This window comes from Clostridium isatidis, from assembly GCF_002285495.1.
In the GTDB taxonomy this organism is placed as follows: Bacteria; Bacillota; Clostridia; order Clostridiales; family Clostridiaceae; genus Clostridium; species Clostridium isatidis.
This window is the reverse complement of the sequence record NZ_CP016786.1, coordinates 987,062-1,000,627: the sequence shown is the minus strand read 5'-3', so window position 1 is coordinate 1,000,627 and position 13,566 is coordinate 987,062. Positions and strand designations below refer to the sequence as shown.

General features: G+C 27.1%; 14 protein-coding genes and 1 other annotated feature. Of the genes, 4 read left to right on the top strand and 10 right to left on the bottom strand.

All coding sequences use genetic code 11. The annotated features are described in order from the left end of the window. Positions 1-262 precede the first annotated feature (262 nt). Positions 263-1,114: a Cof-type HAD-IIB family hydrolase gene (locus BEN51_RS04760; RefSeq protein WP_119864934.1), complete on the top strand. Its 852-nt coding sequence runs from the start codon at positions 263-265 to the stop codon at positions 1,112-1,114. Between the two features lie 55 nt (positions 1,115-1,169). Then, positions 1,170-2,024: a MurR/RpiR family transcriptional regulator gene (locus BEN51_RS04755; RefSeq protein WP_119864933.1), complete on the top strand. Its 855-nt coding sequence runs from the start codon at positions 1,170-1,172 to the stop codon at positions 2,022-2,024. Positions 2,025-2,251: 227 nt separating this feature from the next. Here the strand turns inward: BEN51_RS04755 and BEN51_RS04750 are convergent, their stop codons facing one another. The 9 genes from BEN51_RS04750 to BEN51_RS04705 all read right to left on the bottom strand — a co-directional run bounded on the left by BEN51_RS04750 (position 2,252) and on the right by BEN51_RS04705 (position 9,271). After that, positions 2,252-2,602, bottom strand: coding sequence for a DUF2200 domain-containing protein (locus BEN51_RS04750; protein WP_119864932.1), 351 nt, complete (start codon positions 2,600-2,602; stop codon positions 2,252-2,254). A gap of 137 nt (positions 2,603-2,739) precedes the next feature. Next, on the bottom strand, positions 2,740-3,735 hold the full coding sequence (locus BEN51_RS04745) for an alpha/beta hydrolase (RefSeq protein WP_236906264.1): 996 nt from the start codon (positions 3,733-3,735) through the stop codon (positions 2,740-2,742). 306 nt (positions 3,736-4,041) lie between these two features. Next, a complete protein-coding gene (locus BEN51_RS04735) occupies positions 4,042-4,377 on the bottom strand; it encodes a branched-chain amino acid transporter permease (protein ID WP_119864931.1) in 336 nt (111 codons plus the stop codon). Continuing rightward, a complete protein-coding gene (locus BEN51_RS04730) occupies positions 4,374-5,102 on the bottom strand; it encodes an AzlC family ABC transporter permease (protein ID WP_236906263.1) in 729 nt (242 codons plus the stop codon). Before BEN51_RS04730 ends, BEN51_RS04735 begins: the two co-directional genes overlap by 4 nt. Positions 5,103-5,405: 303 nt before the next feature. Beyond that, positions 5,406-6,620, bottom strand: a complete 1,215-nt coding sequence (gene tyrS / locus BEN51_RS04725; protein ID WP_119864930.1) for a tyrosine--tRNA ligase — start codon at positions 6,618-6,620, stop codon at positions 5,406-5,408. Between the two features lie 83 nt (positions 6,621-6,703). Then, positions 6,704-6,960 (bottom strand) — a binding site (T-box leader). Positions 6,961-7,058: 98 nt separating this feature from the next. Continuing rightward, positions 7,059-7,586 (bottom strand): VanZ family protein, encoded by a 528-nt coding sequence (locus BEN51_RS04720; protein ID WP_119864929.1) that lies wholly within the window; start codon positions 7,584-7,586, stop codon positions 7,059-7,061. A gap of 232 nt (positions 7,587-7,818) precedes the next feature. After that, positions 7,819-8,337, bottom strand: a complete 519-nt coding sequence (locus tag BEN51_RS04715) for an NUDIX hydrolase (protein WP_119864928.1) — start codon at positions 8,335-8,337, stop codon at positions 7,819-7,821. 14 nt (positions 8,338-8,351) lie between these two features. After that, positions 8,352-8,855 (bottom strand): GNAT family N-acetyltransferase, encoded by a 504-nt coding sequence (locus tag BEN51_RS04710; RefSeq protein ID WP_119864927.1) that lies wholly within the window; start codon positions 8,853-8,855, stop codon positions 8,352-8,354. 29 nt (positions 8,856-8,884) lie between these two features. Beyond that, the gene (locus tag BEN51_RS04705) at positions 8,885-9,271 is read right to left on the bottom strand and encodes a hypothetical protein (RefSeq protein ID WP_119864926.1); all 387 of its coding nucleotides are present in this window, start codon (positions 9,269-9,271) and stop codon (positions 8,885-8,887) included. Positions 9,272-9,483: 212 nt separating this feature from the next. On the opposite strand from BEN51_RS04705, the gene BEN51_RS04700 reads away from it, so the two are divergent. Both BEN51_RS04700 and BEN51_RS04695 read left to right on the top strand, forming a co-directional pair. Then, a complete protein-coding gene (locus BEN51_RS04700) occupies positions 9,484-9,966 on the top strand; it encodes a DUF2975 domain-containing protein (RefSeq protein ID WP_119864925.1) in 483 nt (160 codons plus the stop codon). A gap of 11 nt (positions 9,967-9,977) precedes the next feature. Continuing rightward, entirely contained in the window at positions 9,978-10,184 is a 207-nt protein-coding gene (locus BEN51_RS04695; protein WP_119864924.1) for a helix-turn-helix domain-containing protein, read from the top strand. Between the two features lie 57 nt (positions 10,185-10,241). Here BEN51_RS04695 and BEN51_RS04690 read toward each other — a convergent pair whose 3' ends face one another. Continuing rightward, positions 10,242-13,535, bottom strand: coding sequence for an EAL domain-containing protein (locus tag BEN51_RS04690; protein WP_119864923.1), 3,294 nt, complete (start codon positions 13,533-13,535; stop codon positions 10,242-10,244). Positions 13,536-13,566: the final 31 nt, after the last annotated feature.

The following is a 13,566-nucleotide window of genomic DNA, read 5'->3' as shown; positions in this document are numbered from 1 at the left end:
CTTATTTAAATACAATTAACTACTCTTTATAGATATAATTTTTTATTGTAATATAATTTTAATTGTAATTTTCTCGATTTATATTTTATTATTATCATTTAAGAGTATATTTTTTAAGAGTAATAATTAATTTGAAAATTTTATCTCATTTCCTTCAATCTATACTTTAAATTTCTGACATAAATTATTCAATTTTCTCTAAACCTTTATATAAAAAAGAATTTTTTGTTATAATTAATAAAAAACACTAGGGGGGAAAATTATGAGTAAAATAAAAGTAATAATTATGGATGTAGATGGTACTTTAACAAACAGTGAAAAGATAATAACACCAAAAACAAAGTACGCTTTAATGAAGGCACAAGAACAAGGAACAATATTAGTTCTTGCCTCTGGAAGACCTACTTCTGGTTTAATAGATTTTGCTAGAGAATTAAGAATGGATGAGCATAATGGAATACTTGTTGCTTTTAACGGTTCTAAGGTTGTCGATTGTAAAACTAATAAAGTTTTATTTAATGAAACTATGACTATAGAAGAAGGGCAAGCTGTTCTTGAGCATATGAAAAAGTTTAAGGTTAAACCTATGATTGATAAAGATGATTATATGTATGTTAATGATGTATATGATTGCTACATAGACTTTAATGGTAAACCTTTTAATATAATTAAATATGAATCCCGTGGAGGAAAATTTAAATTATGTGAAAAGGATGATTTAGCTGCTTTTGCAGATTATCCTCTAAACAAAATTTTAACTGCAGGTGATCCAGAATACCTTAAGGCACATTATAAAGAAATGATGGAACCATTTAAGAATACTTTAAGCTGTATGTTTACAGCTCCTTTCTACTTTGAATTTACAGCAAAGGGCATTGATAAAGCTAAGGCTCTTGATTCTGTTTTAATTCCAATGGGATACAAAAAGGAAGAAATGATAGCTTTTGGAGATGGACATAATGATGCTTCTATGATTAAATATGCAGGAATTGGTGTCGCTATGGAAAATGCCGTTCCTGATTTAAAAGCAATTGCTGATGAAATTACCTTATCAAATGAAGAAGATGGTATTGCATATACTTTAAGCCAATACTTTAAAGATATTGATTTTTAATTTTAGAAAACTATTATTTTATAAAATGATATATAATGTTCATGGAGGGATCTTCATGAACATTTTTAATAAGTTTTACAAATTAACTGACTTAACGGAAAATGAAAAAATATTAGTTAAATATATAGTAGATAATTCAGAAGTTTTTGTGAAAATGAGTGCAAGTGAAATTAGCGAAGCTTGCTATATTTCACCTTCAACTATTTATAGATTTTGTCAAAAGATTGGCATCTCAGGCCTATCTGAATTAAAGGTTCAAGTTTCTATGTCTATAAATGAATATTTAAAGGAGAATAGCAGCATCGATTTCAACTATCCTTTTAAAGAAAATGAAAGCGAAAATCAAATTATTCTTAAAATGAAAGAATTATATGAACAGACAATATTGTCTTCATTAAATTTAATGAACTTAGATCAATTAAAAAAAATTTCACACCTTTTAAAAAATGCTAAGCATATTGATTTTTACACTTCTGCTGGAAATTTATATTTTGCCGAAAACTTTAAATTTCAAATGCAGGAAATTGGAACCTTTGTCAATGTTCCAATAGAAGAATATCATCAAAGATTAACTGCATCTACTAGCGATGAAAATCATGTGGCAATTATTGTATCCTTTGAAGGCAGGGGAATGGTAATAAAAAGATTAGCAGAAATATTAAAATTAAATAAAACGCCTATTATATTAATTTCTTCAATAAATGAAAATCCTATTAGTAAATATGCAGATTACTATTTGTTTTTAAGTTCAAATGAAAATCATTTTAATAAAATTTCATCTTTTTCTACAAGATTATCTTTATTATATATTTTAGATTGTATTTATACCTGCTACTTTAATTTAGATTATGATAATAATGTAAAAATGAAGCTTGAAGCCTATGATAAATTATCTGGAAGAAGTATATAAAAATTCAATAAAAAAACTATCCAAATAGATGTGTGAACTATCTTAATGACACAAATAAAAACTAATAGACATTAAAATAGCCCCTTTAGTATTTTCACTATATTATAAGCTCTTACAAAGCTTAGCTAAATAACAATTATAATATAATTACCAATTTTAAAAGGGGTTATTAAAATTTTCTTGATATGAAAATATAGATATTTTTATATTCTCTTTTTATAAGCTAATTATCTTCTTAAGATTTTATCCATTGCTTTTCCTTTTGCCAATTCATCTATTAACTTATCTAAATAGCGGACTTCCTTCATGAAAGGATCTTCAATTTCTTCAATTTTAACACCACATATTCTACCTTTAATTAGAGTTCTTAAAGGATTCATTTTTGGAGCTTCTTTAAAGAAGGTTTCAAAGTTAACATTTTTCTCTAATTGTTCTTTTAATTGTTCCTGACTATAGCCTGTTAACCAAGTAATTATTTCTATAACTTCATCTTTAGTACGCCCTTTTCTCTCCACTTTTTCAATATAAAGGGGAAAAACACTTGAAAAGCTCATTTCATTTATACTTCTTCTTGCCATATTATCGCCTCTCTTTTTTGCTTTTCTTTATTTTATCATTTAATATTCTTTATTTCAATTAAGTTATGTTTACTATCTTATGTTGAAATAAACTAAATAGTAAATAGAATTTTCTTTATTCTCTACATCAATGTAATCTAAATCTTTAGCATGTTCATATTTATTATCTCTATTATAAATTTCCTGCTTTCTTCCGCAATTTTCTTATATTCAATATTGTGAATGTAATGTTCACAATCAAGTTCTATATATTTAGCTGAAGCCAAATTTTCTATATAAGATGTTTGAAAGCTCTTCCACTTATCCTTATCCCATCCTGTTCCATTACCGTTAGAAATAAAAAATAAGATAGGGACATCAGGTGGACCATTTTCCTTTACTTTTTTTGCATTTCCTTTTATTTGATTTACTTCATTCAGCATTGATTTAGTTAGTATTCTTCTATAAAAAATAGCCCTATAAAGATCTTTCTCTTCTTGAGTTAACGTACCATATTTAATTGCTGCTAAGTTATTAAAAATAGATGGAATAAATCTTGTAATACCTGTCTTTGATGCAAAGGAAGCTATATTTAACAGAAAATTATTTATTTTAAAATTCTCATATGCTTCTGGCACAGCCATATCTAAACCTACAATTCCTTTAACTTCCTTTGGATATTGCTGAGCCCAATATAAAGCTTCTATTCCAGACATTGAATGAGGAAATAATATATATGGTGGTTCTAATCCTACTTTAGATAGTGTTCCTCTTGTTTCATTTAATATTATATCTAAATCTCTATTGTCATCATAAATTTCACTAAATCCATATCCTGCTTTTTCTACTACAACAATTTTATACTCATCTTCTAGTAATGAGTATAGGCTTTTAAAGTCTAAAACTGGAGAAGGAGTTCCTCCTCCTGACATAAATACTAAAGTTTCATTCCCCTGTCCTTTGATATATAGGTGCATTTTATGCCCATTTATTTCAATCATTTTTCCATTAGGAACAAAAATTCTGTCTTCCTTTGATAATTTAATTTTATGATTAATAAAGCTAATTCCAATAATAAAAATAAATAATATACCTATTATTATCATACTGCTTACTATTCTTTTTAATTTATTTTTCATACAAGTACCTTTCATAAAAATCTCTTGATAACATTCACAATTTTAATCTTTGTATTTATTAAGAATTTCTAGTAATGCTTCAATGTTACGATCCTGAACCATTTTAAGAGATTCTCCACCTTCTTCACAAAAGTAAAAATCATTCCATTGCTACTTCTTTGCTATCTTCTTGTCCTTCAAGACTTAAAGGCCTTGTTCTATCATCTTCCCATCCATAATCTGTCTGGGCATGCCTAACAAAAAAGATACTTGTCATACTCTATAATCCCTCCTAAAAATTAATATCCTTATATAAGGCGGCTTTAGTAAAATAATTTATGCTTAAATGAAAACAACTTGAATAAGAAACATGTAAATAATAGTTCCAACTCCAATGCTTAAAAGAACATTTTCCTTCCAATAATGCAAAATTACAATAACTGTAACAGAAATAGCTTCTGGAAGCCAGTTTGAAGTTGCTGCAAAATTAACATTCTTAAGGCAGTACACTACCATCAAACCTATTGCTGAAAAAGGCAAAACTTGTCCAAGAAAATTTATGTAAGAATTATTTGATTTTGCATCTTTAAACAATATGAAAGGCAGAAACCTTGTAATCATTGTAGCAAGAGCTGCTAAGCATATAATTATAAAGGCTTGAAATATTATTAAATTCATTGTACTACCTCCTCTTTTAATTCTTCTTTTTTAACATCCTTCTTATAGAATAAAGTTAATACTACTATTATTAAAATCATAGAAGGAATTATAAAGTTACTTTGCCCAAAAATATATAAAGATACTATAGAGCATAAAAGACCAATTATGGCTGCCTTATGATCTTTTTGTCCTTTCCATTGTCCCACGAATATTGATACAAATAAGGCTGTTAATACAAAATCTAAACCCTTTGTATTAAATGAAATTAATGAACCTAAAAAAGCTCCAATGGCTGAACCTGCTGCCCAATATAAATAATCAAGAAAAGTAATAAAAAAATAAAACCAATTTCTATCTATTCCTTCAGGCGCCTCTGTAGAACAAACTATAGAAAAAGTTTCATCACTCATCGCAAAAATAAGATAGGGTTTTAATTTGCCTGCCTCTTTATATTTATCTAACATTGAAATTCCGTAAAATAAATGGCGGGCATTTACCATTAATATCATTATAAAAGTATAAATAGGATTAAAAATTGATGTTAAAAAAGTTATTGTGACGTATTGAGCAGAACCAGCATAAATTAATAAACTTGCTAATACTGACCAAAACACTCCATAACCTTTACTTTTCATTAAAATTCCATAAGCGGCCCCTAAAAATATATATCCTGTTAATACTGGAATTGTATAGGGAAATGCTGCTTTTAATACTAAAATCTTTTCTTTAATTTTTTTCTTCAAATTATCACCATACCTTTCCAAATAAAAAATACTTTTATTTTCTAAGAACTTCTTTTAATAATTTTATCATATTTATTCATTTTATAGCTAAACTTTAATTTGTATTCTCTATACAAATATAATATAAAAAGAAATACTAAAGGTTAAATAATAACTGCATCCATAGGGCCTCCTTTTATCTATCTCTAGATGTGATTAATTGGTAATTTATCTTCGTTATATCATAATTATAGAGGTCTTTTGTATAAATTACTAGTTCCTTATAATTAAAGTCCAGAACAAAGATCCTGGACTTTTTATTACTTAATCAAATATTAATTTTAAAAATCTCTTCTTCCCAATTCTTATTACATCACCAGATTTTAAGAAGATATTAATATCCTCTGATGATAATTTATCACCATTAAGCTGAACTCCTCCTTGATTTAGAAGTCTAATAAATTCCTTTTTACTAGAAACATAGGACATATCCTTTAGTTTTGGAATAATATCTAAAACTGTAACTTTTCCAGCTTCAATTTTTAATTCAGGAATATTCTCAGGAATAGCTTTTTTGCTAAAGGCTGTATCATAAAAATTTATTGCCTTTTCTAATTCTTCCTTAGTATGGTATAGGGACACTATAGTTTTTGCTAAGTTATATTTAATATCTCTAGGATTAACATTATTATTTAGCATTTCTTTAATCTTATCAATTTCATCAGGATGCTCATCTGTAGCAAGTTCATAGTATCTAATAATAAGATTATCTGGAATTTCCATAACCTTTTTAAACATTACTTCAGCTGCTTCATTAACTCCAATATAGTTTCCAAGACTTTTACTCATTTTCTCTACACCATCTAGTCCTTCTAGGATAGGCATGAAAATTGCAATTTGCTGTTCTTGCCCCATTGCTTTTTGAAGAGATCTTCCCATAAGGATATTAAAAGTTTGATCTGTTCCTCCTAACTCAATATCAGCATTAAGCTCAATAGAATCATAAGCCTGCATTAATGGGTAAAAGAATTCATGAATTCCTATTGGTACTTGATTTTGATATCTTTTTTGAAAATCATCTCTCTCTAGCATTCTTGCAACTGTTGTTGTTGAGGCCAATCTTAAAACATCCTCAAAATTAAGTTTAGAAAGCCATTCACTATTAAACCTAACTTCTGTCTTTTCCTTATCAAGAACTTTAAAAATCTGATCACAGTAAGTCTTTGCATTTTCCTTTACCTGCTCATCAGATAATGCAGCCCTGCCCTTTGACTTTCCAGTAGGATCACCTATCCTGCCAGTAAAATCACCAATTACAATTACTACACGATGACCTAAATCCTGCATTTGTTTAATCTTTCTTAGTACAACAGCATGACCTAAGTGTATATCAGGTGCCGAAGGATCTAATCCTAACTTAATTGTTAATGGTTTACTGCTTTCATAAGATCTTTCTAATTTCCTTAATAATTCTTCTTCGTTAATAAGGTTCTCTACTCCCTTACTAATAATTTTCATCTGCTCCTTTGCTTTTAACATATCAACATCTCCTTTAGAAATATTTTTAATATTGCAAGTTCTATAAGAAAGTAAAGCGGATAATAAAAAAACTCATCCTTAATCAAAAGGACGAGTTAATACTCGTGGTACCACCTTAAGTTCATAAACAACTCACATTGTTTACCTTATCAAGTACGTCACTAATTGCGAGATACTTTAGCACTATAACGGGCGCAGGTTTCCGTCGCAGCCTACTTGATATAATCTTTCGGTGCGAAGCTCCAAGATGTATTCACAATCCCTAACCATGCACCTCTCATCAACCGGTAACTTTCTGTTTGGTATCCTGATTGCTACTCTTTCTTATCATAGCCTTTACTTCTTATACTCCGAAATGCACAATATGCAAATCTTGGTTATGCAGATATTAAATTAAGAAAATTATACTAACTTATTATTTATTAGTCAAGAAGTCTATTAAATTCTAAATATTAAACGGTTATTTATTCTTAAAAATAATAATAATAATATTATTATTGTAGTTCCTACTTTTGCAATTAAATTTATAAATTTTTGGGCTTTTAGCTTATTTTTAAAGGCCCTTTCAATTACTTTATAAATTATTAATCCAATTAATCCACCTAAAGTATTATTAATTAAATCAGTAATATCACTAGCTCCTATACTAAAAATATACTGCAATAGCTCACATGTAAAACTTATAAGAAAAAATAGGAATAACTTATTAATTGTCTTCCATTTTTCAAATAAAATTCCTGTATAAATTCCTAAAGGCACAAAAACAACAACATTCATAATCATTTCGTTATATGAAATTTTGCCATTTAGCTTTAAAGGTTCACTAAAAGGGATTAGATTGATCGTTCTTAAATTTCCTATATGTGTAAAGGGTACATTTAATTTAAAAACAATAATCCAAATAAGGGTAATTAGGTAGATTATAAATAAGCTATAAGTTAATTTATTAATTTTATGCTTTTCCAAATTAGACCTCCAATATTTTTGTAATTTTTATAGAAGAATATAATAGTTCTAGCTATGATTTTTACCTATTAATAATATCATTATTTTCTAATAGGCTCTACAAAGCTTTCTTACAAAAATATTACTAAAAACTTAAATTATAATTACCTTTTCAAGGACTAAATACAGTAAAATCCTATTTCCTCAACTAAATCTTAAATATTTGCTTCTTCAAAGGAAGAAAAAAGGAAAACTATAAGTAGGCAAAAATGCTTACTGTTTTTACGTCAATAATTTCTCCCTTCTTTATTTTTTCTTTAACTTCATTTATATTCATAATCTTTACATTAGTAAATTCATCTTCATCCTCATCCTTACTTCCTAATGTTAAGTTTGTTGCCTTGTAAAGATATATTATTTCATCACAAAAACCAGGAGCTGTTGCAATTGAACCTAAGTATTCTATATTTCCAGCAATATAACCTGTTTCTTCTCTAAGCTCTCTTTTAGCACACTCTTCTATAGCTTCCCCCTTATCAAGCTTACCTGCTGGTATTTCAAGTAATACTTTATTTAAGGCTAATCTAAACTGTTCAACTAAGATTATATTTTCATCATCTAAAAAGGCAATTATTCCACAAGCTCCAGGATGTCTTATAATATCTCTATTACTTTCCTTTCCATTTGGCAGCTCAACTTCTAAATTTCTAAATTCTAAAAAATTTCCTTTATAGATTAATTTGTCTTTTATTACTTTTTCTTTTAAGTCCATAATTATCTCCTTATCTATAATTCTCTACAATACATAACTTCAACAGCATTACAGAATTTTTTTGATTTATCTGCTAATACAAATTTATGTTTCTCGTAAAATTTACGAGCTCTTTTATTTTCTTCAAAAACCCAAAGAAGAACTTTGCTATATCCTAGCTTCTTTATTTCTTTTAAGATATGCTCCATCATAATTGAGCCATATCCCTTTCCCCAATTATTCTTAAGGCTATGAATGCAAATTATTTCTGCATAACCTTCCATATCTTCATCTCTTGCTTTATCCCAATAAGCGATACAGTGAGGATTATCATCTAACGATAATATATAGCCATTTGCGATATTTTCTTTAAGAAGATAAGAATACATTTCTATTGCTTTATCAATATTGCTGTATTTCTCTAAGTCGTCCTTAGATAATATTGTATTAAAGGCATTCTTCCATGATTCTGTTTGTATATATGCTAAGATTTTTTCATCTCCACTTTTAACTTTCCTTATATTAATTTTTTCTTTCATATTTATTATACTCCTTTAGAAATGAATTTTTATACACTATCCTTTATTTTTCTTTTTTTAGATATATAAAAAATAGCTAAGTACATAATTATAGCACATGCTGTTGCAATAATATCAACTATATCAAAAGGGCTGTCGAGAAACAAATCATGTATTATTTCAGAAATTAATCCCAAAAGAAAAATAGTTCCAGAAGTTAAAAGACAAGCTTTAAAGTTAAACTCCTTTTTAGATTTTTCAAAAAACCTTTCTCCCATCCATATAAAAAACCAAGCCGCTGAGATATTAGGCATCATTCCCAAAATAAATTGAATTAGCTCGATATTATTTAAGCTGGTTCCTCTTAATAATACCGTAAGACCCCAAGATAGCGCACCAATAAGTCCAAAGACTGTAGTAAGTGAAAGTTTTTTCATAATAGTTCTCCTACCCATAGTTAGTTTTATTATTTTATACAATGATATCATCTATTTCAATATAATTCCATAAAAATCCTATTACTTATTATATTTCTTATATAAGAAAATAATAACACAATAAAAATATACCTCAATATGATAATAATTTATTGACAAACGATAAATATTTTATTATTCTATAATTAGAAATTATAGATGAGGTGTTTTGTATGAAAAAATATTCAACATTATTATTAAAGATAGCGGTTTTTCTTATTGGTCTTCCAGTATTAGCAGCCTGTCTCTATATATTACCAAATATAATAATAGAGCTTTTTACTATGCCTCCAAAAGGTATATTTTTATTAATTTCAATTTTTATAATGTTATCTGGATCAGCATCATTCTTTTTTATAGCCTTATATCAAGCCTATAAGCTTTTAAACTATATTGAAAAAAAGGAAGCCTTTTCTAATTTGTCAGTAAATGCTTTAAGCATAATAAAAAAATGTGCCTTTGTAATCAGCGGCTTTTATACTGCTGGACTGCCAATTTTATATTTAATTGCTCAGCTTGATGATGCTCCAAGCGTTATATTAATTGGACTAATTATCATATTTGCTTCAGTTGTTATTGGAATTTTTGCTGCTCTTCTTCAAGAGATTTTAAAAAATGCCATAGAAATAAAATCAGAAAATGATTTAACGATTTGAGGTGATTGGAAGTGGCAATAATAATTAACATAGACGTAATGCTGGCTAAAAGGAAGATGAGCGTTACAGAACTTTCAGAAAAAGTTGGAATAACAATGGCTAATATATCTATTTTAAAAAATGGAAAGGCTAAAGCTATAAGATTTTCTACTTTGGATGCTATTTGTAAGGCCTTAGATTGTCAGCCTGGTGATATTTTAGAATATAGAGAAGATTAATATTTAAAGCTATTGCAAAGCACAGTTTAGTTTGCAATAGCTTTTATATTATTGTTATTATTTTTCGAAAGCAAAATAGGAGAAAATAGTACCTGAAATAAAACTACCATCAGCAAATAAAATATCTTTTTTCATAGATATTTGAACTTGATTCAATAACCTTACAAGTTCTGTTAGTTTATTTTCATCTAAGGAAAATTTGATACCATATTCATATAAATTAGTATCAATTTCCTTGCCCCATACCGAATGTCCGTAAACTTTAACTTCTGTCTTCATCAATTTTGTTGTAAATTGAAGAACAATATCATTATCTATAGGTAAATTAATATCAGATACAAAACATAAACCTCCCGGTCCAATATTTTTAATTAAGACCTTTGTATTACCTACATTAACTTTCTTACCTTTAATTTCTAAAACAGTCAATTCAGCTTCTAGCGACTGCATAAACTTAACTCTAAAATATTGACGTCTATCTCCTTCAAATTTTGTATCATTAACTATAACCGGCTTACATTTTTTCTTAGCTAATACTTTTTCAAATATTATTTTCGGTGATGGTTTACTATAAAGATAACCTTGTCCAGAATAACATTTTAAATTTCTTAAAAATTCTAGCTGATCCCAACTTTCTATTTTCTCTGCAGATATTTTAATTTTTAATTCCTGAGCCATTCTAATTATATGTTTAATTATAATTGTACTATCTTCATTTTTGTTAATAAAAGAACCATCTAGTTTCAATATATCAATATTACGAGAAGGTAAACATGTTAAAGATGAGTATCCTGTTCCAAAATCATCAAGAGCAATTTGAATACCTAAAGATCTTAATTCCTTAATGCTTGAAATTATTTTATCTGTTTTTCCCATAAGGGCACTTTCTTTTATTTCTAGAATTAAAAAATTAGGCTTTAATTCATATTCCTCAATAATGTTTTTAATCTTTTTAACTAAATCTGCTTCTAATAACTGCATTCCTGAAAGATTAATAGAAATTTTGATGTTAGGCAGTCCATTATCTATCCATTCTTTATAATTACTGCAAACTTCCTTTAATAACCAATTGCCTATATTAATAATATATCCTGTTTCTTCTGCCATGGAAATAAACTCATTAGGAGATATTATTCCCCATTCTGGATGTTCCCATCTAATTAAAGCTTCTGCTCCTATTATTTCATTAGTATTGAGATTCACAAAAGGCTGATAAAAAATTCTAAGCTGATTATTTTCTACTGCCCTTCTTAAATCCCTTTGAAGAATAAAATATTTATAGGTTTGAATGCTAGTATCTGATGAATAGAATTTATATCTATTTCTTTCTTCATTTTTTGCTAAAAATAATGCAACTTCAGCATTCCTTACAAGTTCATCCTTATCTATTTTATTATTTTCATAAATACTTATTCCGACGCTTATTTTTACATCTAATTCATACTTGTCCACCTTTATTGGCTGAGAAAATAATTTAAATAATATTTTCAAAATTAATTTATATTCATCTATATTACGTACACCTTCTATAACAATTACAAATCTATGAGCAGTATAACGGAATAATAATTTTTTATTACCACAATAAAGTTTTAACTTTTCAACTATTTGTACTGTATATTGTTCTGCTATCTTATAACCTAATGTATTTTTTACAAAAATTATACTATCAATATCTACCATGAAAAGAGCAAATCTTTTATTATTTTCTTTGGCTTCTTCAATTAATTCATTGATTTTCTTATTAAAGGATAATCTATTAGGTAATCCTGTTAAGTGATCATGAGAAGATAGATATATTATTTTTTGTTCATTTTTTACTCTATCTGTTATATCTCTAAAATTAACCACAATACCTTCAATTGCTGTATCATTTAAGTAATTTTGCATATGAAATTCTAAATAGATCTCTTCTCCATCTTTAGTTTTTAATAGTATATCTTTTGTAATTTTTTTCTCCGGATTATTTTTTACAAATTCTATCATTTCAACTAACTTTGGAATTTCATACTTATCATAAAACTCAAATATTGGTTTTCCAATACGCTCTTCAATCTTATAGCCAGTTACTCTTTCTGAAGCCTCACTTATATATACTATTTTTCCTTCAGAATCCAAAATTTCAAAGATTTCAAAGGAATCCTTTATTAATGCACTAAATCTTCTTTTTAATTTATAAATTTTCTCTTCCTCTAATCTTAGTTTCTTCTTTAATATAACTTTATCTGTTATATCTTGAATTGTTCCATACATATACCTTACTTCTTTTTCATCATTAAAAGCAAATTCTACTATTTCATATATATGTCTTTCAGAGCCATCTTTATTTATAAGCCTAAATTCTATTTCTACAGGCTCTTCTGATGGATTACTATATATTTCATAAATTTTTTCTATATCATCTGGATGTATGTATTCTTTCATTTCATCTAAGGAGATACAAGTAACTTTAGTAGAAAATCCAAATATTTTACTGGCTTCATCTGATAAATAACATCTATTATTATCAAAATCTGCCTGCCAACTTCCGATAGTAGATAATTTTTGAACTTGATTAATAAGCTTTAAGCATCTTTTAAATTCATCAAATATATTATTTTTTGTTTCACATTCTAAAACACCTGTGATGGTAGTTAGATATCCACTTTCATCATAAATTGTCTCTAATTTTCCTACAACAAATTTATTATTTTTTATATAATGGGAAACAGAACATACACAAGCAGCCTTTTCTCCTAACAAATATTTTTTTATCGCATTTTCTATTTTTATTTTATAATCTGGATGAATTAAATTAATGGCCTTTCTATAATCGTTATTAAACTCAAGAGGACCAACTCCATAGATATTAAAAATCTCATCAGTACAATAAAATTTATCATTAATAACATCATATTTCCAAATGCCAAGATTGGCCTTATTTTCACTATTATCTCTTAGATTTTTCTCCCTTACTTCTTCAAAGATTCCAACTATATTTATTGGATTATTATTTTCATCTTTTAAAAACATAATACTTGTTTGAACATCTTTAATTTTTCCCTTTTTACTTATTATCTTAAAATTAATTATATCTTCCTTAATATCTGTACTTTCTAATCGAAAAATCTTTATAAACTCAATATTTTCTGGATGAACAAAAGATAAGCAATCTTCTAGAGTACCATTATACTCTTCTGGCTTGCACTCCAATATTTGAAATATATCCTTTGATAAAAACATTCTTTCATTTTCAATATCAAAAATCCAATATCCAGCATTCCTATTATCTTCTTGAATATCTTTTTCTTTTATTAGCTTAATATTTTTTTTCAATTCTTCTAGTTGAAGCAGATGATTATTTACGTCCATATAATACACTCCTTATTTTTCTTATAATTCC